At 59.4% G+C, this 23976-nt stretch carries 21 protein-coding genes, 2 tRNA genes and 2 pseudogenes; 7 read left to right on the top strand and 18 right to left on the bottom strand.

The window, feature by feature from the left end; translation table 11 throughout:
- Nucleotides 1-133: 133 nt before the first annotated feature.
- The 3 genes from ACWHTU_RS07975 to ACWHTU_RS07965 all read left to right on the top strand — a co-directional run bounded on the left by ACWHTU_RS07975 (nt 134) and on the right by ACWHTU_RS07965 (nt 1275).
- Nucleotides 134-226 (top strand) — tRNA-Ser (locus tag ACWHTU_RS07975).
- A 164-nt stretch (nt 227-390) separates the two neighbouring features.
- A tRNA-Phe gene (locus ACWHTU_RS07970) sits at nt 391-466 on the top strand.
- A gap of 263 nt (nt 467-729) precedes the next feature.
- Nucleotides 730-1275, top strand: coding sequence for an NTPase (locus ACWHTU_RS07965; protein WP_447862992.1), 546 nt, complete (start codon nt 730-732; stop codon nt 1273-1275).
- Nucleotides 1276-1490: 215 nt separating this feature from the next.
- On the opposite strand, the gene nth is transcribed toward ACWHTU_RS07965, so the two are convergent.
- Genes nth through ACWHTU_RS07950 form a run of 3 tightly spaced genes read right to left on the bottom strand, consistent with a single transcriptional unit; the run spans nt 1491 to nt 4919 of the window.
- Nucleotides 1491-2192: an endonuclease III gene (nth, locus tag ACWHTU_RS07960; protein ID WP_447862991.1), complete on the bottom strand. Its 702-nt coding sequence runs from the start codon at nt 2190-2192 to the stop codon at nt 1491-1493.
- Between the two features lie 15 nt (nt 2193-2207).
- Complete coding sequence (polX, locus tag ACWHTU_RS07955; RefSeq protein WP_447862989.1) at nt 2208-3935, bottom strand: DNA polymerase/3'-5' exonuclease PolX; 1728 nt, start codon at nt 3933-3935, stop codon at nt 2208-2210.
- A 3-nt stretch (nt 3936-3938) separates the two neighbouring features.
- Nucleotides 3939-4919 (bottom strand): NAD(P)H-quinone oxidoreductase, encoded by a 981-nt coding sequence (locus ACWHTU_RS07950; protein WP_447862988.1) that lies wholly within the window; start codon nt 4917-4919, stop codon nt 3939-3941.
- Between the two features lie 538 nt (nt 4920-5457).
- On the opposite strand from ACWHTU_RS07950, the gene ACWHTU_RS07945 reads away from it, so the two are divergent.
- A complete protein-coding gene (locus ACWHTU_RS07945) occupies nt 5458-6303 on the top strand; it encodes a CheR family methyltransferase (RefSeq protein WP_447862986.1) in 846 nt (281 codons plus the stop codon).
- 1 nt (nt 6304) lies between these two features.
- Here the strand turns inward: ACWHTU_RS07945 and ACWHTU_RS07940 are convergent, their stop codons facing one another.
- From ACWHTU_RS07940 to amrS, 13 genes are all read right to left on the bottom strand, one after another.
- Nucleotides 6305-6790, bottom strand: a complete 486-nt coding sequence (locus ACWHTU_RS07940; protein WP_447862984.1) for a universal stress protein — start codon at nt 6788-6790, stop codon at nt 6305-6307.
- Nucleotides 6787-7218 (bottom strand): universal stress protein, encoded by a 432-nt coding sequence (locus tag ACWHTU_RS07935; protein ID WP_447862982.1) that lies wholly within the window; start codon nt 7216-7218, stop codon nt 6787-6789. Before ACWHTU_RS07935 ends, ACWHTU_RS07940 begins: the two co-directional genes overlap by 4 nt.
- 106 nt (nt 7219-7324) lie before the next feature.
- Nucleotides 7325-9793, bottom strand: coding sequence for a phosphoenolpyruvate synthase (ppsA, locus tag ACWHTU_RS07930; protein ID WP_447862981.1), 2469 nt, complete (start codon nt 9791-9793; stop codon nt 7325-7327).
- A gap of 31 nt (nt 9794-9824) precedes the next feature.
- Nucleotides 9825-10502 (bottom strand): phosphoribosyltransferase, encoded by a 678-nt coding sequence (locus ACWHTU_RS07925; RefSeq protein WP_447862979.1) that lies wholly within the window; start codon nt 10500-10502, stop codon nt 9825-9827.
- A gap of 19 nt (nt 10503-10521) precedes the next feature.
- On the bottom strand, nt 10522-11040 hold the full coding sequence (locus ACWHTU_RS07920; RefSeq protein WP_447862978.1) for a Slp family lipoprotein: 519 nt from the start codon (nt 11038-11040) through the stop codon (nt 10522-10524).
- A 358-nt stretch (nt 11041-11398) separates the two neighbouring features.
- Nucleotides 11399-12331, bottom strand: a complete 933-nt coding sequence (locus ACWHTU_RS07915; RefSeq protein ID WP_447862977.1) for a Clp1/GlmU family protein — start codon at nt 12329-12331, stop codon at nt 11399-11401.
- Nucleotides 12332-12655: 324 nt separating this feature from the next.
- Nucleotides 12656-12901, bottom strand: a complete 246-nt coding sequence (locus ACWHTU_RS07910) for a hypothetical protein (RefSeq protein ID WP_447862976.1) — start codon at nt 12899-12901, stop codon at nt 12656-12658.
- Between the two features lie 80 nt (nt 12902-12981).
- Nucleotides 12982-14187, bottom strand: coding sequence for a methionine adenosyltransferase (locus tag ACWHTU_RS07905; protein WP_447862975.1), 1206 nt, complete (start codon nt 14185-14187; stop codon nt 12982-12984).
- 268 nt (nt 14188-14455) lie between these two features.
- On the bottom strand, nt 14456-15418 hold the full coding sequence (locus ACWHTU_RS07900) for a radical SAM protein (RefSeq protein ID WP_447862973.1): 963 nt from the start codon (nt 15416-15418) through the stop codon (nt 14456-14458).
- A 123-nt stretch (nt 15419-15541) separates the two neighbouring features.
- Entirely contained in the window at nt 15542-15883 is a 342-nt protein-coding gene (locus ACWHTU_RS07895) for an Mth938-like domain-containing protein (protein ID WP_447862972.1), read from the bottom strand.
- A 25-nt stretch (nt 15884-15908) separates the two neighbouring features.
- Entirely contained in the window at nt 15909-16673 is a 765-nt protein-coding gene (locus ACWHTU_RS07890) for a hypothetical protein (RefSeq protein ID WP_447862970.1), read from the bottom strand.
- Between the two features lie 29 nt (nt 16674-16702).
- A complete protein-coding gene (locus tag ACWHTU_RS07885; protein WP_447862968.1) occupies nt 16703-17182 on the bottom strand; it encodes a PH domain-containing protein in 480 nt (159 codons plus the stop codon).
- A gap of 6 nt (nt 17183-17188) precedes the next feature.
- Nucleotides 17189-18361 (bottom strand): AmmeMemoRadiSam system radical SAM enzyme, encoded by a 1173-nt coding sequence (gene amrS / locus ACWHTU_RS07880; RefSeq protein WP_447862966.1) that lies wholly within the window; start codon nt 18359-18361, stop codon nt 17189-17191.
- Between the two features lie 485 nt (nt 18362-18846).
- Here amrS and ACWHTU_RS07875 point away from each other — a divergent pair.
- From ACWHTU_RS07875 to pcm, 3 genes and pseudogenes are all read left to right on the top strand, one after another.
- Nucleotides 18847-19572: pseudogene (locus tag ACWHTU_RS07875) on the top strand (SufD family Fe-S cluster assembly protein); the annotation flags it as partial.
- Nucleotides 19560-19855 (top strand): annotated as a pseudogene (gene sufC / locus ACWHTU_RS07870) (Fe-S cluster assembly ATPase SufC); the annotation flags it as partial. The pseudogenes ACWHTU_RS07875 and sufC, both read left to right, overlap by 13 nt.
- 424 nt (nt 19856-20279) lie before the next feature.
- On the top strand, nt 20280-20780 hold the full coding sequence (pcm, locus tag ACWHTU_RS07865) for a protein-L-isoaspartate O-methyltransferase (protein WP_447862965.1): 501 nt from the start codon (nt 20280-20282) through the stop codon (nt 20778-20780).
- Nucleotides 20781-20909: 129 nt separating this feature from the next.
- On the opposite strand, the gene ACWHTU_RS07860 is transcribed toward pcm, so the two are convergent.
- Together ACWHTU_RS07860 and ACWHTU_RS07855 are read right to left on the bottom strand one after the other, a co-directional pair.
- Nucleotides 20910-21536 (bottom strand): response regulator, encoded by a 627-nt coding sequence (locus tag ACWHTU_RS07860; RefSeq protein ID WP_447862963.1) that lies wholly within the window; start codon nt 21534-21536, stop codon nt 20910-20912.
- A gap of 70 nt (nt 21537-21606) precedes the next feature.
- On the bottom strand, nt 21607-23937 hold the full coding sequence (locus tag ACWHTU_RS07855; protein ID WP_447862962.1) for a DEAD/DEAH box helicase: 2331 nt from the start codon (nt 23935-23937) through the stop codon (nt 21607-21609).
- Between the last annotated feature and the right edge of the window lie 39 nt (nt 23938-23976).

Raw genomic sequence — 23976 nt, 5'->3', positions numbered from 1 at the left:
GCCCTTGTGCGTCGCTGTTTTCCTGGGTTAAGATCGCCAGTCATTGCCGTCCGTCCCGAGTTCGGACAGAACGAATCCGATGCAACAGGCTGTCACCGAAGGACCACAACCAAGCGTCCCGACACGACGATGCGGAGAGGTGGCCGAGTGGCCGAAGGCAACGGTTTGCTAAACCGTCACAGGGCCAAAAGCTCTGTCGCGGGTTCAAATCCCGCCCTCTCCGCCACACCGTGCCTAATTCGACCGGCGGCCAAGCAATTTATTTTCACTGATCAAATAAATACCTTTTGCCAAGTCGTGCAAAAACGGCCGTTGTTCTGATCTGCCGGTTGATTTTTGACATCTGATCTTGTAAACAGAAAGCCCCTCTAAGCAGAATAGCGCTCACGTGCCGAGGTAGCTCAGTTGGCAGAGCACAGCCCTGAAAAGGCTGGTGTCGACAGTTCGATTCTGTCCCTCGGCACCACAACTCTTCACAGTCTCCAGAAGTCCCGCGCTTGGAGCAGGCGATGCGAAACGAGAACCTCCAGCACCATTTCGGTTCTTCTGTGACTAGCTTTCCATAAGAGAGAGCAGCGACTTCATCACGGTTCTTTCCGTCTTTCTCCGCCGGCATGATCACTGGCAGCCCCCTGTAGAGAACCTTCTCCTACTAAGCCAAAGAAACTGGCTCGGACCCGCCGGGACCTGCACCAAACACTTTTCGGGCGCGAGAAGGCAAGAGGCCACATGAAGCATCTCCTGATCACCGGTCGGCCAGGCGTGGGAAAGACCACGCTGATTCGAACCATTGTGCGCCAGTTGCGGGACGTTCAGCCAGCCGGTTTCTACACGGAGGAGATTCGCGCACAGGGAGTCCGGAAAGGATTCCGGCTCATCACCCTCGATGGCCGGCAGCAGGTCCTTTCCCACATCGACCTCCGTGGTCCTTGTCGAGTGTCACGCTATGGGGTGGATGTCGCCGGGTTCGAGCGGCTCTTGGAGCAACTGGACTTGCGCCATGTGTCATCGCCGGTGATCATCATCGACGAGATCGGGAAAATGGAATGCTTCTCAACACGCTTCAAAGAAGAAGTGCTCGCGCTCCTTGATTCGTCGAAGATCGTGATCGCGACCATCGCCCTCAAAGGAAATGAATTTATCGAACGGATCAAGCAACGGAATGACTGCCGTCTGGTGATGGTGACCGAGGGGAACAGAGACCAGCTCGCGGGGACACTCGCCGCGGAGGTTCTTCACGCCCTGAAGGGAAAGAAGGAAGTCGGGCAAGGATAGACCGGTCGAATACTCGCGCGAGATTCACACAGGCGGCGATCCGACAGCGCCGGGCTGGGGATCGTCCCGGGGCCGGCTATGGCATACCGCATGCGCTTGCGAGCTACTAAAGTTGTGAGCCGCGGGATGATTCGCGCGCCTTTTTCCGCGCCGTAGCCGAGTCGGCATCCACATCGCCTCCAGGCATCGCAACCCATCGCCGGTGCGGAAGGCGCCTACTTCCGCCTGGCCGACCGGATCTTCGAGGATTGGACAGGAAACGGACAGAGCCGGTTGAGAGGACAGGCGGCGCAGTCCGGCTTGCGGGCCAGGCACACGGCCCGCCCGTGAGCTTGGAGCAAGTGGCAAAACCGAACCTTGAGCGGGTCGGGCACGATGGGATTCAGATCACCTTCGATCTTGTCGGGATTGGTCTCTTTGGTCAAGCCGAGCCGCTGCGCCAGCCGCCCGACGTGCGTGTCCACGCCGATCGCCGGCCGACCGAACGCGTTGCCCAGCACAATATTCGCGGTTTTTCTTCCGACCCCCGGCAGGCTGACCAGATCCTCCAACCGATCCGGCACCGCGCCCTGGAACCGCTCCACGAGCGCGGCGCAACACTCCTGGATGGCTTTGGCTTTGTTCCGATAGAACCCGGTGCTTCGGATCTCCGCCTCAAGCGTCGCGCGCGGAATCCGGGCCCACTCCTCGGCGCGCCGGTATTTGGGAAACAGCGTGGCCGTCACCTGATTGACCCGCTCATCGGTGCATTGCGCCGCAAGGATCAATGCGATCAGCAACTCCAGCGGCGTCGTGAAGTTCAGCGCCAGTTTGCTGTCGGGATAGGTGCGGTCCAAAATGCGCACGATCTTCCGAACACGGAGCCTTCGTTCCTTCGGCGTCTCCGTCGCGACTGTTTGGGGTGTAAGCCGTGTCATAGTTCACCTCGTGCTTCACGCCATCGTTCGTTTGAGCAGCGGTTTCAGCTCGTGTAGCGACCGCGTGTTCAGCACGTCCTTCTTCTCCAGCCAGCCGCGGCGGGCCTGGCCGACACCAAAGCGGAGATTGTCGAAGTCGAGCACGCTGTGGGCGTCCGTGTTGATGCTCAGCAGCACGCCCACCTCTTTCGCCATCTGACAGTGCGTGTCGATGAGATCCAGCCGCTCGGGGTGGCAGTTCACCTCCAGAAAACAGCCGCGCTCCTTGGCGTGCCGGATCACGCGCTCCATGTCCACCTCGTAAGGCGCACGCTCATCGATAAGCCGGCCGCTCGGGTGCGCGAGGAGCGTGAAGTACGGACGATCCATGGCCCGGAGGATCCGTGCGGTTTGCTGCTCACGCGAGAGTTCGAAATGATCGTGGACTGCGCCGACGACGAGGTCGAGCTTGCCGAGGACGTCGTCCGGCAGGTCCAGGTCGCCGTCTTGGAGGATGTCCACCTCAATCCCCTTGAGCAACGTGATCCCGGCCAGCTCTTCGTTCAGCTTGTCAATCTGCTCCATGTGTGCCAGCAGCCGCGGGACATCGAGACCCTTGGCGACGCCGAGATGCTTGGAGTGATCGGTGATCGCGATGTACTCGAGCCCCCGCTTCTTGGCCGCGAGCGCCATCTCCCTCAAGGTATTACGGCCATCAGTAGCTTTCGTGTGGACATGTAAATCGCCCCGCACATCGTCCACGGTCACCAGCTTCGGGAGGCGCTTCGCCTGCGCGGCCTCGATCTCGCCGCGATTCTCGCGCAGCTCAGGCGGGATCCACGGCAATCCCACGGCGGCGTACACCGACTCTTCGGTCTCGCCGGCGATACGCCGCTCGCCCTTGAAGACACCGTACTCGTTGATCTTAAGCCCCCGCTGCACGCCCAATTGGCGCAGCGCGACATTGTGCGCCTTGCTCCCGGTGAAGTACTGGAGTGCGGCCCCATAGCTTTCCTCGGCCACAACCCGGACATCCACTTGCAGCTTGCACTTCAGTCGCACGCTGGATTTCGTCGTCCCATGCGCGATCACCTCGGCGACTTCATCGTAAGCCACGAACCGGTCCATCACCGGACTGCCCGAAACAGCAGTCACCAGGATGTCCAGATCGCCGATCGTCTCCCGTCCACGGCGGTAGGAGCCGGCGGGAATGACCTGTTTGACCCCGGGGACTTGTTTCAAATACGCGACCAGCGGCTCGGCGTACTGCACGGCGATGGCCAGCTTGAATCGCGTTTCCGCGCCGACTTTCTCCTCCAACGCCTTGAGAAGGTGTTGCTCGGTTTTCTCGCCGAATCCGGGTAGACTCCGGATACGCCCGTCGCGGGCCGCTTCCCGCAATGCCTCCAGCGAGTCGATGCCGAGCTCGCGATGCAACGCCATTGCCCGCTTGGGACCGAGTCCCGGCACATGCATCAACTCGATCACGCCCTTCGGGATGCCTTTCTGGTACTCCTCCAGAACGGCCTCAGGCCCGTGCTCGACCACCTCCCGGATCTTACCGGCCAAATCCTTGCCGATGCCTGGCAGGCCCGTCAGATCCTCGTTCGCCGCCACCATTTCGCTCACTTCCCGGCTCAGGTCGCGGAGCGTCCGGGCGGCGTTGCGGTAGGCTCGGACGCGAAACACGTTCGCGCCCTGGATCTCCAGCCGATCCGCGATCTCATCGAAGACTGAGGCGATGTCCGCGTTATGGATAGGCATGGGCTACGGGACTTCTAGGACGATCTTGCCCACATTCTCATTCGCTTCCATCCGGCGATGGGCGTCCGCGACGGCCTCCCAGGGGAAGACGGAATCAATGACGGGCCGGATCACACCCGCCTCCAGCAACGGCAGCCAACGCATCCGGAACCGCCGGACAATCTCAGCTTTCTCTTCCGGCGCGCGACTCCGCATGACCAAGCCGGTAACCGTCACACGGCGGCTCATCAGCGTCCAGAGATCGGCGGAGACCGTCCCACCACCGAGCAGCCCATAAACGACTAGCCGTCCGCCTTCCCGGAGGCAGCGGAAGTTGCGCTCCCAATAGGCCGCGCCTACCGGATCAGCGATCAGGTCCACCCCCCGTTTGCGGGTGACTTCCTCAACCCAACTCGCAAAGTCTTTTTCCTTATAAAGACATCCCGCCTCCGCGCCCAGCTCGAGCACAGCCTTGATCTTCCGTTCCGTGCCGGCTGTAACGAGCACCCTCGTCCTGACCTGTCTGGCCATCTGCACCGCAGCCGTCCCGACACCGCTCGCCGCCGCATGGATCAGCACGGCCTCACCGGCCTGAAGCCGACCCGCCGCGAACAGTACCTCCTGGGCCGTGAAGAACGCCTCCGGCACCGCTGCCGCCTGCACGAAGCTCCAGCGAGCTGGAATCGGCAGCGCCAGCCGATGATCCACGACCGCCTTGTCAGCATACCCACCGCCCGCCACAAGCGCGAACACGCGGTCGCGCGGTGCCACCCCCGCGACACCAGGTCCGAGGGCTTCGACCTCCCCGGCCACCTCCAACCCGAGGATCTCGGACTCGCCAGGCGGCGACGGATAGCGCCCGCGTCGTTGCAGCAGATCGGCACGATTGATCCCAGCCGCCCGGACACGGATCAGAATCTGTCCCGGCCCCGGCTCTGGATCGGGAACCTCCGCGAACGTGAGGACCTCAGGCCCACCTGGCTTGTCAACGAGAATGGCTTTCATCCCATCACTCGCTTGCCGACATGCGTCATAGCCGCTCGTGGTGAAATCAACGGATGGCAGGTAGCTCCATCAACTCGCAACCGATAGCCGACAGCAAGTCTCTCCGAACCACTGGCCGCCCTCTCTGTCATTTCCGGCTCTCTGCTATTGGCTATCCGCAGTCGCTCCCGTTCCCTCGCTGCTCGTGACCAGCAACCCCTTTCTGGCGATAACGGACAAAGCGTTGCTAAAGAATTCAGTCCCGAACAGTCCTAGCATAATTCCCTGCCAGCCTATTTTCTACACTCAGCACTCACGACCTCTTTTTCAGCCACGCCTACCCCATCATCGTTCCCGCCTGCTCAGAGCAACAAAGAAAAGAGGGGAACGGTTCCTCACACCGTTCCCCTTCACCCGTGACTCTTCGCGTCATCGTCCACGCATTATCCCGGTCTTAGTCCTTGCAAAGATCGTGTCCTTGCTTTATCTAAGGCACGCGCCAGCAACATGACCAACTGGTTTTCCGTGCTTAGCCGGCAATCCTTGATGGCATGACTCCATGAACGATTCCGACTGCGTGGAGTTCCTCCAATGGGCTCTGCCTAGGCTCCACCTCCGCTGGCCGGGATACCGAAAGGTTCGAAGACAAGTCTGCAAGCGGATCGATCGCCGCCTGAAGGAGCTCAATCTGCCCCGTGCGGCTGCCTATCGCGCTTATTTGGACGATCATCCGCCGGAGTGGTCCGTTCTGGATTCGCTGTGCTGGATTCCGCTCTCGCGCTTTTACCGCGACAAGAGAGTCTTCCAGACTCTGGAGCGAGAGGTCCTGCCGCAACTCGCACAGGACGCCCTGGCTGATGGCAGGCATGAACTGCGCTGCTGGAGTATCGGTTGCGCCTCTGGAGAGGAGCCGTATACGCTCGCCATTCTTTGGAAGACGGCTCTTGAACCTCGGTTTCCAGCCCTTGGGCTTCAAATCCTGGCCACCGACGTGGATCCTCACGCCATCGAACGGGCCAAGCAAGCTTGCTACGCCGCCAGTAGCTTGAAGGAATTGCCGGATGATTGGCGTGCGCGCGCGTTCGTCCCTACGCCGGAAGGATTTATCGTAAAGCCAGAGTACCGGGAACTTGTTTCCTTCGAGCTCCAGGACATTCGAATAGCAGCGCCAGATGGATGGTTCGACCTGATCCTGTGCCGATACGTGGTGTTTACCTACTTCGATGACACCCAACAGCAGGAGACCCTTGCCAAGATCGAACAGAAGCTGGTGCCGGGGGGAGCTTTAGTGATCGGCAGTATGGAGTCCCTTCCTGGAGGAACAACCTCGCTGATTCCCTGGACGAAAAACGCCGGGATCTATCGCCAGAGCCAGGCCGGACCCGCCATCCACAAGTCACGATAAGCTACCCCCCCCTCCAGAACTCGTGCGGTCGGCGATAGACAAGCACAGAGCAGGGCGCGTACTTCACCACCGAATCCGACACGCTCCCCATAAGATACTCCCTTGCGCTTCGGCGGCCGTGGGCCCCGACCACAATCAAGTCCGCCCGATCGGTTTCCGCCAACTTCATAATCTCCAACGCCGGAAGGCCGCGTGTCACGACGCCGTTCGCATCCAGTCCGGCTCGTCGAAGGTCTCTGGCAACGCGGCTGACCAGCTTTCGCCCATCCGCTTCTAACGCGGCGCGGAGCTTTTCCGTTATGGAAGACGCGGTGCGCGTTGGTTTTTCGCCCAGAAACGGAAGCGGCGGCACAGCCGCTAGGACCGTCACGTGCATGGGTTTCAACAGCGGTAACTGTCGAAGGAACTCTACGCTGTCCTTGGATTCATTTGAGCCGTCCGTACCGACGATAATTCGGGTCAATGCACGGACCGGTTTCTTGATCACCAGGACAGGACAGGACAGGGTGCCTTCATTAGCAGCTCGCGCGATACGGTCCCGAGCAACATGGGATGAAACTCCGTCACCCCACGCGATCCTACACCGATCAGATCGATCTGCCGACGGGCGGCAAGTCGCGCGATCACTTCGGCTGGACGGCCGCGCAGGAGTTTGCCTTCCACCCTTCCCCAATCCGCCATGACCTTACGAGCGGTGGTGTCCAGCAACTTCCGGCCTCCCCACTCCGCTAATTCGAGGGCCCGTCTTGACGCACTTAGGGCTTGCTTGCCGCGACCTTTGGATAATCGAAACCATCGGACATCAACGGCGTGAACCAAGAGAAGTGAAGACTCCGAGGCGCAACAGAGACGGGGTAACAGTTCAAGCGTCCATTCTGAATGTCTGGATCCATCTATTGCGCAAAGAACCTTCATGCGCTGGTCCGCCTTAGCACAGAGTCACGTCCTCTCTCTGACGGCTCAGCCAAACCGCCTCCCGCACGGCGCACGCTTGAGTGAAATCCGCTTTCTGGAAGATACCTTACCTTGCGGTGACGGACTTCTCCATGACCCGACTTCCGATCCGATCTCGCTCAGCTCCGCACCGCCGCTCTAATTCCAGGATCGCGGCCGTGATTTTGATCACCGCGTCAGGATTCAGCGAAATGCTGTCTATGCCTTGTTCCACCAAAAACTCCGCGAAGTCGGGATAGTCGCTGGGCGCTTGCCCACAGATCCCGATCTTTTTCCCCTTCGCCTTCGCCACTCTGATCACCGATGCAATCATCGCTTTCACGGCCGGGTTCCGTTCATCAAACAGATGCGCCACGATTTCCGAATCACGATCCACGCCCAGCACAAGCTGAGTCAGATCGTTGGAGCCGATCGAAAAGCCGTCGAACACCTCGGCGAACGCGCCGGCGAGCACGACGTTGCTGGGGAGTTCGCACATGACGTAGATCTCGAGGCCTTGCTCCCCGCGCTTGAGCCCATGTTGCTCCATTTCCTCAAGGACGAGACGCCCCTCCTCCACCGTCCGGCAGAACGGAATCATGAGTTTCACGTTGGTCAATCCCATCTCTTCCCGCACCTTTTTCATCGCCTGGCACTCCAGCGCAAAGCCCGCTTTATAGCGCGGGCTGTAGTAACGGGACGCGCCGCGGAACCCGAGCATGGGGTTCTCCTCCGCGGGCTCATATCGCCTTCCCCCGATCAAGTCCGCGTACTCGTTCGATTTAAAATCACTGAGCCGCACGATGACGTCTTTAGGATAGAAGGCGGCCGCGATCATCGCCACGCCTTCGGCGAGCTTGTCGACAAAAAATTTCGGCTTATCGGAATAACCGACGGCTATCCGATCGATCTCCGCCTTCAACGCCGCATCATCCAGTCGTTGATAATTGAGCAATGCCAGCGGATGAATTTTGATGGAGGTGCTGATGATGAACTCCTGTCTTGCAAGGCCTACGCCGTCGTTCGGGATAAAAGACAGGCTGAAGGCTTCCTCTGGATTTCCAACGTTCATCATGACCTTCGTCCTCGGCCGTTCAAGACCCTTTAGGGAAATCCGATCCACCTCGTAGGCCAGTTGACCTTCGTAGACAACTCCGACATCCCCTTCGGCGACCGATACGGTGACGATTTGTCCGTCCCGGAGCACCTCGGTGCCCTTCTCGGTCCCTACCACGGCTGGCAGACCCAATTCTCGACTGACAATCGCGGCATGACAGGTGCGCCCGCCTCGGTTAGTCACAATAGCGGCGGCCTTCTTCATGATCGGCTCCCAATCCGGATCGGTTTTGTCGGTTACCAGGACCTCCCCGTCTTTCAACTGCTGCAGATATTGCGCGCTCTTGATCATGCGGACCTGGCCGGACGCGATCTTTTCCCCGACACTCCGTCCCGTCACCAGCACTCGACCGCGTTGCTTCAGGCGGTAGACCTCTATCGTGTCATGATCTTTCCGCGATTGAACGGTTTCAGGGCGCGCCTGGAGAATGAAGAGCTCGCCGGTGCGCCCGTCCTTGGCCCACTCCATGTCCATAGGTTGCGGACGGCCTCGCTTGGCGCCGTAGTGGTCTTCGATGACACAAGCCCACCGGGCTAATGTGAGAATGTCGTCGTCGCTGATGGCAAAACGGGCTCTGTCATCGGGAGGCACCGGGACATTCTTCACCATCTTGCCTCCGCCGATGTCGTAGACCAGTTTGAATTCCTTGCTGCCGAGGATTTTCTGCAGAATAGGGCGATACCCCAACTTTAGCGTCGGCTTGAAGACATAGTACTCATCGGGAATGACAACCCCCTGGACGATGTTCTCCCCCAGCCCATAGGACGCATTGATCAGCACAGCGTCGCGGAACCCGGTTTCAGTGTCAATCGAGAACATGACCCCGGAGGAGGCCAAATCGGAACGCACCATGCGCTGGACTCCGATGGAGAGACCGATCTTGAAGTGATCGAACCCCTTATCCGCGCGATAGGAAATAGCCCGGTCGGTGAAGAGCGACGCATAACATCGCTTGCAGGCGTCCAGAAGAGCGTGATGCCCTTGGACGTTCAGGTACGTTTCCTGTTGACCCGCAAAGCTGGCGTCGGGAAGATCCTCGGCCGTCGCGCTGCTACGGACCGCGACATCCACTTGATCGTGACTGGTTGCGCACAGCTGATCGTAAGCCTTCGTAATGGCGGATTTGAGTTCAGAAGGGAAGCTCGCCTCGAGAATAGCCTGTCGCGCTTGCCCGCCTCGGCGCCGCAGGTTCTCCAGGTCATGGGTGTCTAAGTCCCGGAAGATGTCCCGTAGTTGGACATCGAGCTGTGCAGCACGCAAAAACTCTCGAAAGGCTTCAACGGTGACGGCAAATCCATTGGGCACCCGAATTCCCTTCGGAGCCAACTCCCGATACATCTCTCCGAGCGACGCGTTCTTACCCCCGACCAAGGGGATGTCTTCGATGCCGATCTCTTCAAACCAGCGGATTATTCCAACACCTGATGTAATTGATGACATGCTCTGATTCCTCCTCGTGATGCCGGATGAGTCACTGCAGCGCGCTGGACAAGGAGGCGCGCGCCTTTTCCAGACAGGCGATCACCTCTTCGTCCTCTACCTGAGGAAATGCCTCATAGAATTGGCTGATCCCCAAAAACCATTCGGGCGTCTGGAGGATCAACACCTCGTCCACCATCTGCTTGAGGTCCCCCAACACCCGCGAGGGCGCAACGGGCACCGCCGCAACACGTCTCGCCGGCTCCATCGGCAGCAGCGCCGCCAGCGCCGCATAGAACGTGGCGCCTGTCGCAATTCCGTCATCCACCAGGATCACGGTCCGTCCGTTTAACGGTGGGAGCGGCCGACCTTGTCGATACTTGTCGATCCGCCGGTCGATCTCCTGCTGCTGGCGCTGTACCTCCGCTTCCAACTCTTCCCGCGATACGTTATAGCTCTGGATCACATCGCGGTTCAGATGACGATTGCCAGTTTCCGCCAGCGCTCCCATCGCCAGTTCGGGATTCCACGGCGCGCCCAGCTTGCGGACCACCAGCACATCAAGTGGCAGGCGCAGAGCCAGACTGATCTCGTACCCCACCACGACGCCGCCGCGAGGCAACGCGAGGACAAGGGCGTCTTTCGCCTCCTTGTATGGATTAAGCCGTTGTGCGAGCCGGCGGCCGGCATCATGTCGATCCCGAAAGGGATATACCCTTTCCATTTTCATTCATTTGTCTCTTTCGCCGTCACGGCACCGGGTAGAGAGCCCAGTAAGGTCCCCAGTACGGTCCCCAATGTGGTCCCCAGTAAGCTCCGAAGTACGGATAAGGACGGAACCAAAAGGCCGGCGGCTTCGTCAGCCAGATCGTCATCGCTTTGCTGACGAGCACGGGATAGACATAGTCGACCTCATCAAGTGGCAGCGTAATGGCGCCGACGACTTCACCCACCACCGTGATGCGCGTCAACGGAGGAAGTGCGGCGGGATCGATGAACTCCTTGTGCAAAGCAATGAATCGTCCACGTGAATCGGTTAGGTGTCCGCCCGGCTCAAGACCCTTATCGAGTGGTAGCTGAAGCACTTCGATACGGGTCCCTTCTTTCAAACGCTTGGCCGACAGGACCACGCCGCCCAGCACGATCAGTCGCTCCTTATATGACAACGGCGTCTCTCTGAGCCGGTCAAACGTTACCGTGCGGTCCACCTGATCCTTTAACTCCGGCGGAATGACCGTAACCCCAGCGCAACTAACAAACGATGCCATGGCGAGCAAGAAAGACGCAGCAACTGGCGCCGCAAATGCATCGGCACACTCATGCGCCGCAGCATTCCAACCGGCTTGATCGAGCCCCACCGAAAAACCTATTGGCATCCTCGGGACCACCGGCAGACTTCCACCCGAAGCTTCCCCGGACTAGCTTCTTTACCGAGTCGAGGGGGAGCAATACGGATGCCGGGAAGGATCGGCGGGAGGTCAGAGCAGCGCATGAAGTATCACCGGGTTAGACGCCCAACCGCCGAGCGGCGCGTTGACCGCTTGTCGCCTGCTGGGGGAGTTTTCCACAATCGCGTCGGATGCCCTGGGGCAGAGAGGGACAATCAAGGAGCTAGGAAGAACGCGCTTATGCTTCTTCCAATCGATTGAAACGGATACTTCCCACTTGCAAGATCTGTACTGCGCTCGTCTCCTCCAGCGGCGTCAGAACACGGATTTCCTTCATGTCTTCGCTCACGCTGTGGAGAACACCGATTCCCAGCGTCTCATTGGCCGCATTATTGAGTCCGACGAGAATCCGGGTAAACCCTTCTCCCCGCAGCATGCCCGGTGGCAGAAGTGAAGACGGCCTGTCTTTCCTCGATAGCGGGTGGCCGATGGGTGAGGAGAGAATGACAAGCCTGTTCGCCTCCAGTGGCAGTACCTTGGCGTTGGCAAAATACGCTGCGAACCGAACGGCCCGGTAGCGCGCCCGTTCAGCCGCCGTGCGCACTCGGGAAGACGGGGAAATCTCGAGGCGGTGAATGGTCAGCCCTGGCCGATGTCCGAGGACCGTTAACAGGGGTTCAAGTTCTTCGTTTCGTTGCAGGGCGATCAGGTGCCGAGGGGTCAGCAGGTCGATTTTCCGCAGCTTCAGCTGAAAGCCAGCTCCTTGCTCGATCAGGCCTGTCGTATCAACCAGCACGACGGCGGAGCCATGCCGCACGGCACGGTCTACCAGAACTTTAGTCGCGACGAGATGCTGGAGCAGATGGCCGCGCGGCGACACGGCACCAATGAAGAATAACGCGTCCGTCGGAAGCAACGCCAAGTCCCTAGCGGGCTCCGGCTTCTCTTTTAGCACGGCAAGCGCAACAGTGGCGGGAGGCCCGATGGTGGATTGTCCGATATCGGCGTCGACGATGGCGAGCGGGATGCGACCTCTCTGAGCGCACTCTTCAGCCGCTGCCTTGACCCACGTAGTCTTGCCACTGTTCGACGCCCCGAGGACCACGACAATGCCAGGATCCTGCACGACCGCATCAATGGCATGAAGCCAGCTTTCAGGAAGGGCGATCATACGTCCCTACACGTGCTCCATCGTCGCAAGAGAGTCCTCAGCTCAGTTGAGTTCGTCGTTCACCTGTCTTGACCTTAACCCATCCCGCCAGGCAACGAGCCCCCACAAGTATTCTGTCTCCAGCCTCTGATGATCCTTCGGAGTAGGGACGCCCTGGCACCCGTTGCTCAGGACGCCCATTGCTCTGCCACCAGCAACGGACCCAGGCGACGGGCTGACTGCGATGAACCATCATGAAGAATGCGAAGGCGGGTTAGACGGAATGGGAAAGAGTGCCGCACGAACACAGCGATTGCCGTTCTCGCGCAGGCAGTCACCCCTGTCTCATGGTGAAAATTTGACCGCCAACACTGAAGACAAGGGGCAGGCATAATGGTCCCCGCTCACCGGATCTCTCCACGTCACCCCAATCTCCGAAATGCCCGTCGCGCCTCCGCCGCCGAGCACGCGGCGGTTCCCAACCTCAAACTCATAGTTCACGATCTCAAAGGAGCCGGGCATGGCCGGATGCCATTGCTGGTCGGCCAGGAGAATCTCTTGGACCTTCTGCACGTTGATTGAGAACCCCATTGCATTCCTCCCGTCTTGAGCCATAGCAGCAGCCGGCAGCAAACAGCGATCAGCGCTGAGCGCTCCAGAACGATTGTAGGCTAGCAGACCGCATACACTCCTCGTGCCAGCGCGTAGCAAAAGGTTGTGATTCTTTTGAACGCCAACTGCACTCGTTGGCAAATCAGCGGCTCTACGGCTTTCAACACGTCTTGAGGCGCGGCAACTTCGACCACGACGGATTGCGGAGCCGAGATCGGCCGCCCAATCTGGCTTGTCAGCCAGACCGTCACTTCTCGCAATCCCTTCGCCTTGTGATAAATGTCCTCCGCCAAAACTTGCGCCAACACATTGTAGATCTTCCCCACATGAGCCAGCGGGTTTTTCCCAGCGGCCGCTTCCGCACTAGCCGGTCGCCGCAGCGAAATCACACCGCAGACCCGATTGCCTCGCCCGACTTCGCCGGAGTCGCCAGCTTCGGCCGATGTGCCGAGCAGAGAAAGATACATGCCCGCAGGTCCTGCTCCCCGACGATCCAACACGTTGAGGTCTATGCGGGTGCGGAAGCCCGAGCTGGCGTTTTTCAATACGAACTGAGTGATGGCCTGAAGCACGTACTTCTTGCGCGAAAAATACTGCGATTCTGTTCGAATGGCGGGAGCAAGAAACGGCATCGCAACGGTTAAGCTCACATCCCGCCCCTTTCTCAGCGCGAACACCTTCACGTCTTCTCCGGTGTCCGGGAACTCTTGCTTAAAAGACGGGCTGTTCAGGAACTGTTCCACCTGGAACACCAAACGCTCGGTGGGAGTCAGCGGAGCGTAACCCACTGCCGCCGAGGTATCGTTGGCAACTGGTCCACCGCGACGCTCTGTAACGGACTGCAGTTCGGCCGGAGCCGGTTTAAGCTCGACCTGGCAGGTGAGATGCTTCAGCGGATCCATGTGAGGCAGGTGCTGCTTGAACCATTTATACGCGGTCTGTTCCGCAATATCCTCTACTGGCACCCGCCTGCGCCGCCATTGAAAAGTGGCCCGGTCGCCGATGACGAGCCTCATGGGTGTGATGACACGCCCCCCGCCTGGACGACACTCCACCTGGCCTGCGATCAACATGCCCTTGTCGGCATTGAAATGAAGCACATGGCCACAGGTCTTGAGATAGGCCTGCGCCAATTCGACTGCAATCCGTTCCATCACGGCATCGCAGATCGTATCGGGATGTCCCAGTCCCTTGCGCTCGACGATTTCCACCTCCTGGTCAGCAAGGGGTGGTCGATCCGACGGCAAGATCAGGGGATCGAGCATAGCCTCACTGCTCCGTTCGTGTGAGCAATTTCACGCAGCGTGTAACCGTGTTCATCCCGTACCAGCCGCGCAACGGAATGTAGAGCACTTCGCAGAGGACTGTCTGATGATCCTGCGCAAATGTTTTCAAGAAACGTCAAATTCCGGAGTTCCAAGCGAAGAATTCCTTCCGCAATCAGTCATTGGACTTTTCCCTTCCGTTCCTTCTCGAACTCCCTGCGGCTTTTCTTGGGCTCCGTGGGTGGGGGGATGATCCAGCCTTCCAATCTCATACCTCCGCGATCCAGGCGATGGCCGTTCCCGGACGCTCCTGATGCAAACGATGCAGCCCGCAGGCCTTGGCCGCCTCAACCGCTTCTTCAAATTCTTCCCGTGTGATCCGCCGGTCCAGCGGCGGATACTTGAACGCCTTCCAGCAGGGCCGATACTGATCCATGATGTTGACGTAGGTGTCCTTGGAAAGTTCATCCGCGAGAAAGCGCATGACCTCCACGGTCCCGGCAAGCCCGCCCGGCAGCACGAGGTGACGAACGAGCACGCCGCGAACAGCGAGCCCCCGCTCGTCGATCACGAGGTCGCCAGTCTGTCGGTGCATCTCCTTGATCGCGGTCTTGGCGATTTCCGGATACCCCGGGACCTTGGAATACTTTAGCGCAATCTCCGCATCGGCATACTTGAAATCCGGCAAGTAGATATCGACGATCCCGTCCAGCAAGCGAAGGGTTTCCAGTTCATCGTACGAACTGGTGTTGTACACCAAGGGAATCCGAAGACCTTTCCGCGCAGCCAGGAGCAGCCCTTCCAAGATTTGCGGGACTTGATGCGAAGGGGTGACGAGATTGATGTTGTAGCAGCCCTGCTGCTCAAGGCTCAACATCATCCCGGCCAGCTCTTGAGCCGAGACTTCCCGCCCCTGCCGCCACTGACTGATCTCGTAATTTTGGCAATAGACGCACCGAAGGTTACAGCTCGCGAAAAAGATCGTGCCCGATCCGTTCCAGCCGCGAAGCGGAGCCTCTTCTCCATGATGAGGGCCGTAGCTGGACACGAAGGGCTTGGCGCCTACCAGGCAGAAGCCGAGGTCCCCTTCGAGCCGATCGATGGCGCAGTGCCGGGGGCAGACATGGCAACGTCTCAATCGCTCGCGGGCTTGGGCCACCCGATCGGCGAGTTCCCCGGTCTCCAAGAGCGAGCAGTAGCTCGCGTGTTTCTGCCCGCTTGTGAGCTTCATCGATCCCGGATGCGAACCGATTTAGCGGCCTGAGCCATCGCGCGACGCGACCGGCTAGCCCCCCTCGCATCAGGTCCCCATGCACCAGAGAATGCCACGGGAGCCCCTCGCGCCTGCTCATCGTCAACACGTCAGGTGAAGCGCGGCCACCACATTCGCCTTGTGAGACGAGATTAATCGATTAAATTCAGCGCATGCATCCTTGGTCCGGCATGCGACCAGCGCAATCCCTTCGCGCTTCAAGGCGTCGGAAACCTCCGGATCAATCTTCATTCTGCCGAAATAACCGGTTCCCACGACCAGCGTGTCTGGGTGCGCCTTCACCACCTGCTTGATGTCTTCCAGTCGCAGGTGGTGGCCTTCCTGTCTCCACCAGCGGTCGTCTATCCGATCCGGATAGATCAAGAGGTCTGAGTCGTAGGTCTTGCCGTCGATCGTCACACGACCGACATACTGCTCAATCACGACGCCAAACCCGATCCCTTGGTGATTATCCCTTTGCCGGCAGAGCGCTCGCTCGTCTCCCTCCACAGAATTCGCGCATGGGACAACTCTGCCACCGGTGCCGCCGACAGTAATCCCGGCCGAGCCGAACCAGCGCCGACTCAAAGTCGCTGAACGTTTTCCCACGGACGCCGGCCCGCTGCCACAGGGCCTTCATTCTCTCAACTTCTGACCGCCCAGCCTCACCGACCTCCTTATCCAACAACCCAAGGTCCAAAGCGGCCAGCATCGCGAGGGAAGAGAGCGGCGAGTCCGCCTTAGACCAGATCCCCCGCAATTCGCGCAAGAATACTTGTACGGTCACCTCGCCCACCCCCTTGCCCAGCGCTTTGAGTCGGTTTTCCAGATCACGGGCGTCCTGCGCTGCGCGATGCAGCTCGTTGAGATCGCCATGGTATTGATCAACCAGGGTTCGCACGACCTCAAGCAGCTTGGTGGCGGTTTTGAAATCGTACCGGGCGTACCCGCCAGCATCGAGGGCCTCGACCAATCCCTCCCACCCTGTCTTGAGAATCTGTTGGGGCGTGAGGAGACCCCGGCGGACAAACTCCGCGTACGTGCGAGCGGCGATACGCCCGGAGATCCTTGCGCCGTAAAGAATGGAAGCAAGGAACCAGAGAAAGAGGGCTTTCGGCCGATGGGATTCCAGCGCGAGGCCGAGTTTGTCCGAAAACCGTCCAGGCACTCGCTCCATGAGCACGGCGACAACCTCGTGAGGCGGAAACGGCCTCTGCCGTGTTTTCGAGGCCATCAGAGCGAGATTCCCCAGCGCAACAGAGTTCAGGGCAATGCGACGCGCTCGGTGGCCGCAGCGTTCATCTTCGGCTTGAGTGCGTCGAGGCGGCTCTTGATGACCTCGGGATCACTGATCCCCCGCAACGCCATGACGCGGTCCCTGCCGACGGCTCGGATGACCAGGGTACCGATTCCGAAGAACCGCGCGATCGGCCCTTGCTTGACCGTGATCTCCCCGATTTCGTCCAGCGCGAGGGCTTCGATCTCTTTTTTTGTATAGCCGTTGGTCACGACGATACGCCGGGAACTGATGGAGTAACGAGCCCACCTCCGTGCTGCAGCAGCGCAGCCAAGCAGGACGACGGCTCCGGCCATCCACATTTCCCATCCGCTCACGCCAAAGCGAAGAAAGAACGCCCCGCGAATCGCCGCCATCGCACTGAAGAAGTACAACCATACGAACTGGGCCCAGGACGGATAGGCCTCCCATACGAGGCGCTCACCGGTTGCGGATGTTCTGGACATCTCGTGTCAACTCGCGCTCGCCCACCGTCCCGCCAGCACTTGAGTGCAACGCGGACAGCGCCCGGCTTGAAGCGCATTTTCAACCACCGCAAATCTCTGCCGCCGGATCACCACTGCCCCGCACCAAGGACACGCGGTATCCGCAGCCCCCTCCTCTTCCGGCACATTTCCCAGATAGACATAGCGAAGGCCCGCCTCCCGGCCAATATCCCTCGCCCGCCGCAGGGTACTCACCGGAGTCAGCGACCGGTCATCCATTTTAGAGGCCGGATAAAAGCGGCTGAGATGCCAGGGGACGTCCTCTCCGAGCGCCGTTCGGATGAAGGCCGCCATCTCGCGCAACTCGCCCGCGCCATCATTGAGGCCAGGAATCAAGAGAGTCGTCAACTCGATCCAGACTCCCAGCTTCTTGTATTCCTGGATGGCCGCGAGAACCGGCTGCAGCCGACCTCCGCAAATCTTCCTGTAAAAGCTGTCGCGGAAGGACTTCAGGTCAATGTTTGCGGCGTTCAGATAGGCTGCGACCTCGCGCAAGGGCTCTAGTGCGATGAACCCATTGGTGACGAACACATTCCCCAACCCCGCCGCCGATGCGGCGCGCGCCGTTGCCAAGGCCAGTTCATAGAATATCGTCGGTTCTGTATAGGTATAGGCGAGGCTTGCGGCACCGCATCGCTGGGCCTCCTTGACCAGATCAGAGGGGGTGACAGGCCGACCGGGCACCCAATCATTTGCTGGAGCATCCTGGCGCGGACAAAACACGCCGGGAGGATGTCCCACGACCCTTTGCCGCTCGAGCTCATCTGGCTCGGGGCCATGACTTTCCTCCTCTTCACGGTCAATGCCGCCGCCTGTTTTCGACCATTGCGAGATCTCCCAGTTCTGACAAAAGCGACAACGAAAATTACAGCCGACCGTGGAAATCGAATAGGCCCGGCTTCCTGGAAGAAAATGAAAGAGCGGTTTCTTTTCGATCGGATCAAGCTCGGCGGAGACAATCCGAGCTCCCACCAAGGTGAACAATTTTCCCCGGCGATTGAGCCGGACGCCGCAGGCGCCTCGATGGCCGGGAGCGATCTTGCACTCATGCGGACAAAGGGTACAGCGCACACGGCCATCGGGAAGGCTTTCGTAATACAACGCTGCTTGAAAACTGTTGTCGGGAGGAGAGAGCTGCATGGGGATTTCGTCCAAGACAATGAGGGACTTGTACCTTGTACCTTACTCCTTATTGAGCAAAGGAGATGCCAAGTGGCTTGTCTGATCGGTCAAGAGTTTTCTTCGAAAACCGGTATGTTGGATGGAAGAAGAACCCTGCGGTGAGAGCTCCTGCGAGGTATCTTGCTACAATTCCTCTTCTCGTCCTGTAGTGAAATGCTACAGCGGAACGATTGGTTCACGCGAAGGGGCGGCAAAGCCCCAAGAAGTCCACAGGATCAACCATTCTCGCCGCCCTCGCTCCACCTCTGCTTGCTCGATCATGGCGGCGCGTTTGCTGTTTCTCTGCTTGATGCGTGCTCTGGAGAAAAGCGATGGCTTCTGCGGAGAGAATGCGGGACCTCACCGAACAGGAATACAAGTACGGCTTCGTCGCGGACATCGAGGTCGAGACCGTCACGCCGGGGTTGAACGAAGACGCCATACGGCTGATCTCGGCCAAGAAGAAGGGGCGCACCGCGCCAATGCGGGCGGAACAGCAACAGCGCACCGAGGTCGTGGAGTTGATCACGCATGATCGCGCGTAGATCAAGTATGCAACGGTCCCGAACTAGCGTCCGGGGGACAGGGAAGGCCGGGGCGGCATTTACAATTCGTGACCAAAGGGGGATCTGCTTGGGCATTACTTCCAAAATTTCCTGGACCCAAGTCGAAGTCGGCTCGGCCATCACATGGAAATATCCCAGCGTCGTTCTCCGAAGCGACGACTCGATCGGCGGGTTCTATTCAGTCGCGCTCACCACGCACTGCCAGCAGGGCAATACGGAAACCAAATGATCCACATTGGCAAGAATACGAAGAGCACGATTGTCTCGAAAGGCATCTCCGCCGGGCATGCCCAGAACACGTATCGCGGCCTGGTCAAAATCCTCAAGAAAGCTTCCGGGTGCCGGAACTCTACCCAATGCCATTCCTTGTTGCTGGGCAACCGGTGCGGCGCTCATACGTTCCCTTCCATTGACGAGCAGAACGCCTCTTTTCAAGTAGAACATGACGCCTCGACCACGAAGGTCGGCGAAGACCAGATCTTCTATTGCCGGCGACGCGGACTCTCGGCCGAAGACGCGGTGTCGTTGATCGTGAACAGTTTCTGCCACGAGGTGTTTCTGGAACCGCCGATGGAATTTGCGGTGGAAACGCAGAATTTCCTCAAGGTCCGGCTGCGAGGAAGCACCGAGGTCTCGAAGAACTGGACGCGATCGACTTTCTCGTTCTCGCCAAGGAGAAGGTGCGGCTGCTGGAGATAGACCCAGCCTTCCTGGAGCGACCCGTCAAGGCAGGACTCTCCGTGGGCCAAAAGAAGCGTCATGAGATCCTACAGATGACGATACTGGAGCCGAAGCTGGCGATCCTGGACGAAACCGACCCCGGCTTAGCATCGATGCGCTGAAGATTGTTGCTCGCGGCGTGAACGCCTTGCGACGGCTGGATCGGACGATGATTCTGATCACGCACTCAAGCGACGATCGCGCGGTTCACCGAACTGGAATCCCCTGCTGCCCAGGATGGGGAGTGGAGACATACCGCGTGATCTCGATCAAGGTCAGGGCAGTGCCCAGTGTCACCAATGTGACCGTCGACCTCATCTGGGATCACCCTGGTGCTCAGACATGATGTCCGAGGCGGCGAGGCTCCAGCTTGGCGTGTAACCGGTTCGACCAGTGGCTCAGATTGAGGCCTCCGTGGCTCTCCGATTGGCCGGACGTTCCGGCGTCATCTCCTCCCTCCCCCTTTTGCTGTTCGTTGTTCTCAGCAGCGGACAGGTCTCGGATTCCAAGCCGTCAGCGGTGGATCCCTCGCGCCAAGCGGAACGCGACAAGATGATTGACGATCAGATCATCCCCAGCGGCATTACGGACCCGAACGTGATTGCCGCGATGTGCCGCGTTCCGTGTCATCGCTTTGTTCCCGACCCTTATCCGAGTTGGCCTATGCGGACGGGCCCCTCCCGATCGGTTATGGCCAGACGATCTCCCAGCCTTCCCTGGTGGCCCGGATGACAGAGGCGCTCGAATTGCGTGGGACCGAGAAGGTGCTGGAGATCCGAACCGGTTCTGGATATCAAACCGCTGTGCTGGCCGAGCTGGCGGCGAAGGTCTTCACGATCGAAATCCTCAAACCGCTGGCAAAGCAGGCGGCTCAGACGCTGACGGAACTCGGCTATAAGAATGTGCAGGTCCGGGTTGGCGACGGCCATCATGGCTGGCCAGAAGAGGCCCCCTTTGAGGCGATCATCGTCACCGCGGCGGCGGATCACGTTCTCCCACCGCTTTTCGATCAACTCGCCGTGGGCGGTTGCCTGATCATGCCGCTAAACGGCTTTCTCCAAGAATTGGTGCGCTATCGCCGCACCGCAAGCAGCTATGAACGAAGCACCTGACCCTTGTGCGCTTCGTGCCGCTGATCCGTGAACACCGCCTTGTCGACCCGGATAAATCTTGAAGGAAAGGAGAGCCCTTCGAGCCGACGACGGCATCACATCGGGTCACGCTCCGATTGCCGCAAGCCGTTACGGTTCGGGAGGGGAACCCGTGGTGCGGTCTTGCGGCGCGATCCCTTGCTGCCCTGTTTTTTCAGCACGAGCGGCCACGAGACCGTTCCGTTGAACGATGCTTTGGAAGCGCGCTGCCGCCTTCGCTCTCGCGATAATCGCCTCAAGGTGACCTCGCAGACCGTAGGCGTGATAGAGAACTTCCAGATCCCTCATCGCCTCTTCCAGTATTGCCAACAGCTCACTGTCCTGATTTCGGACCTGGCGCCTCAACCGAGAAGCTTCGAGCGCTCGATCGACCGCCAACAGAAACATCTTTTCCTCGACCGGTTTGAGCAGGACATCATAGGCCCCGGCCTCAATCACGTGATGTGTGGTGCCCGCATCCCCACAATCCATCATGAGCAGGACCGGCGTTTCAGGACGAAACCTGCGCACAGCCCTGACGAACGACGGCCCCGGCAGCCGAGTCTGATTCGCGTCACAGATGAGAACGGCATAGTCGGTCGCGCGGATCCGTTCCAACGCCGCGACCGCCGAGGCCAATTCCTCCACTTCGAGGCGCCGCTTCAGCCGAAGGACCGCAGCCAATGTCTTGAGCACAACAGGCTCATCGTCGATGATCAGCACAGGACCGTGAAACATCTCGACTTTCCTCTCTTTCAGAGTACACGGGGCACTTGGTCTCTACGAGAACGTTATCGGTTCTCAGCCGTTAGCTCCCCCTCCTTTCTCTTGTGATCGGTCCCGATGAAATTTGCTCACCGAGCCAGCGATCAAGCAAGAAAATCGCGCCATCCTTGTCTAGGGGTTTGTTGCCGGAACCGCATTGCGGATCCTGGACGCAGGCGGGACAGCCCTCCTCGCAGGGACAGCGTCCGATCAGCCGTGCCGTCGCCCGTAGCCAATCCTCCAGAACTTCCAAAGCCCTTCGGGTAAACCCGAGACCTCCTTCGTAGCCGTCGTAGATGAAGATGGCCGGACTCGCCAGGGGAGGATAGAGGGGATAACTGTAGCCTCCAATATCTCCCTTGTCGCAAAGAACAAAAAGCGGAAGGCACGAGATGGCCGCGTGCTCGACCGCGTGCAAGCTCCCACCCAGATCATACCCGCGCGAGGCGATGGCCGCCCTCGTCTCCGGATCAATGCCGATCCACAGGCCTTCGGTCTCAAACACACTCGCTGGCAGTTCGAGGGCATGCCGTGAGAGTCTTGTCCCATCGAACAGCCCGCGTTTGTCGTAGCCCACCACCCGACGAGTCATCCGGAGGCAGCCCCAATGAATGAGCCAGTCCCGAATTCTCCTGCTATCCTGCTCGGCGAGAATCTGCGTTTCTTCCTCGGTGAGGGCCTGCGTGTAGTATTGGACGGCCGCAGGCTTGCAGTACGCTCTTCTCCTCTCCAGGTCAAGCTTGATCACCCGGTACTGCTGGCCTTGATGCAGATAGATGGCTCCGGGAAAGGCTTCGCGGAAGACCCGAGAGGTGTCAAGATCCCCGATTGTTTCTCCCGTCCCCTCCAGCACAATGCTGAAAGGATCTCCGATGCTCCTAATCCCGACCGTGCGCTGAGGACGCCTCCGGGCCGTGAACCAGATGTCGCCTCTTTTCCCTGGATGGAGATCCCCGGCAGCAACCAGATCGTCGATCAAAGGCTGTAGAGCTTGAACCTCGTAGATTTGGTCATCCGCACGCAGGGAGATCTCCGCCGCTGCGCAGGGAAGATGTTTCTTAAGTACCGTCGGATTGTTCGGATCGATGACCACCGCCTCATGGCTCTTGCCGAAAAAGGCGTCGGGATGACGCATGAAATATTGATCCAGCGCGTCCCGAAGGGCTATGAGAAAGATCAGCGACTCTTGCGCATGCCGTCCAACCCGTCCTATACGCTGCCAGGTGCTGGCAATGGAGCCGGGATAACCAACCAGGATACAGACATCGAGACCGCCGATGTCCACGCCGAGTTCCAGCGCACTGGTGGAGATGACACCGCGCAGCTCCCCGCGGAAGAGTTTCTGTTCGATCTCTCTCCGCTCGCGCGGAAGAAAGCCCGCCCGATAGGGCCTGATTTTCGCGGCAAGGTCATCCGCCCTGGCGACAGCCCAACTGTAGATGAGTTCCGTGATTTTCCGCGCTTTCGTGAAAACGATGGCGCGCAATCCTGCTTCGAGGCAATGTCGGAGGAGCCGCGCCGCTTCGGTGTACGGACTCCCCGGGGGGTTGAGGAAAAAGAAATGTTTGCCCCCCTGGGGAGCCCCGCTTTCCGTGATCGCTCGGAAGGGTGCCCCGATCAGCCTTTCTGCCAGCTCTTTGGGATTGGCGATAGTCGCCGAGCAGGCGATGAATTGCGGATTCGAGCCGTAATATCGGCAGATTCTCCTGAGCCGGCGAAAGACATGGGCCGCATTGGTGCCGAAGACCCCGCGATAGGCATGGATCTCATCGACCACCACGTATTTCAATTGCTTCAAGAACTCCGCCCAGAGCGCGTGGAAGGGATTGATGGCGAGATGAAGCATGTCGGGGTTAGTGAAGATCGCTCGGGTGGACCGGTCCCTGATTTTCTTCCTGCGAAAGGCCGTCGTGTCGCCGTCGTAGACCTCCGCAGCCTGCAGCGGAGTCCGTTCTCGTGGTCCTTTTTCCGGTTCGAGCCCAAGGGTTGACAGCAGGCGATTGAGATTCTTGACCTGGTCCTGCTCCAATCCCTTGAGAGGGAAGATGTAGAGCGCTTTCGCCGCTTCATCCTCGAGAAAGGATTCGATCACCGGGATGTTGTAGATCAGGCTCTTCCCGCTCGCCGTCGGGGTCATGACGACCACATGGTCGCCGTTGCGGATTGCCTTGATCGCGTCGACCTGATGGCTCCACAATTGCGCGATGCCTTCCTTCGCGAGGACTTCTTTGAGTCGCCCATCCAAGGCGATCTCTGCGTATTTCGCCGCGACGGGCGGGAGGTAGCGGTATTCGGCGATCTGCTGGGCAAAGCGCAGGTCGGCGCGTTGCGCCTGGATGAACCCATTGATTCCCTGTCGAAGGCTTGCACTCATCTAAATCCTAACGAGACCTAAACGCGGCTGAAGGCTGGA

This window comes from Nitrospira calida, from assembly GCF_976986435.1.
This window is presented reverse-complemented; position numbering and strand designations above follow the sequence as displayed.

Coding starts and splice junctions, on each gene's coding strand:
- ACWHTU_RS07965 (WP_447862992.1), top strand. CDS start 730: ATGAAGCATCTCCTGATCACCGGTCGGCCAGGCGTGGGAAAGACCACG.
- nth (WP_447862991.1), bottom strand. CDS start 2,192: ATGACACGGCTTACACCCCAAACAGTCGCGACGGAGACGCCGAAGGAA.
- polX (WP_447862989.1), bottom strand. CDS start 3,935: ATGCCTATCCATAACGCGGACATCGCCTCAGTCTTCGATGAGATCGCG.
- ACWHTU_RS07950 (WP_447862988.1), bottom strand. CDS start 4,919: ATGAAAGCCATTCTCGTTGACAAGCCAGGTGGGCCTGAGGTCCTCACG.
- ACWHTU_RS07945 (WP_447862986.1), top strand. CDS start 5,458: ATGAACGATTCCGACTGCGTGGAGTTCCTCCAATGGGCTCTGCCTAGG.
- ACWHTU_RS07935 (WP_447862982.1), bottom strand. CDS start 7,218: ATGAAGGTTCTTTGCGCAATAGATGGATCCAGACATTCAGAATGGACG.
- ppsA (WP_447862981.1), bottom strand. CDS start 9,793: ATGTCATCAATTACATCAGGTGTTGGAATAATCCGCTGGTTTGAAGAG.
- ACWHTU_RS07925 (WP_447862979.1), bottom strand. CDS start 10,502: ATGAAAATGGAAAGGGTATATCCCTTTCGGGATCGACATGATGCCGGC.
- ACWHTU_RS07920 (WP_447862978.1), bottom strand. CDS start 11,040: ATGGCATCGTTTGTTAGTTGCGCTGGGGTTACGGTCATTCCGCCGGAG.
- ACWHTU_RS07915 (WP_447862977.1), bottom strand. CDS start 12,331: ATGATCGCCCTTCCTGAAAGCTGGCTTCATGCCATTGATGCGGTCGTG.
- ACWHTU_RS07910 (WP_447862976.1), bottom strand. CDS start 12,901: ATGGGGTTCTCAATCAACGTGCAGAAGGTCCAAGAGATTCTCCTGGCC.
- ACWHTU_RS07905 (WP_447862975.1), bottom strand. CDS start 14,187: ATGCTCGATCCCCTGATCTTGCCGTCGGATCGACCACCCCTTGCTGAC.
- ACWHTU_RS07900 (WP_447862973.1), bottom strand. CDS start 15,418: ATGAAGCTCACAAGCGGGCAGAAACACGCGAGCTACTGCTCGCTCTTG.
- ACWHTU_RS07890 (WP_447862970.1), bottom strand. CDS start 16,673: ATGGCCTCGAAAACACGGCAGAGGCCGTTTCCGCCTCACGAGGTTGTC.
- ACWHTU_RS07885 (WP_447862968.1), bottom strand. CDS start 17,182: ATGTCCAGAACATCCGCAACCGGTGAGCGCCTCGTATGGGAGGCCTAT.
- amrS (WP_447862966.1), bottom strand. CDS start 18,361: ATGCAGCTCTCTCCTCCCGACAACAGTTTTCAAGCAGCGTTGTATTAC.
- ACWHTU_RS07860 (WP_447862963.1), bottom strand. CDS start 21,536: ATGTTTCACGGTCCTGTGCTGATCATCGACGATGAGCCTGTTGTGCTC.
- ACWHTU_RS07855 (WP_447862962.1), bottom strand. CDS start 23,937: ATGAGTGCAAGCCTTCGACAGGGAATCAATGGGTTCATCCAGGCGCAA.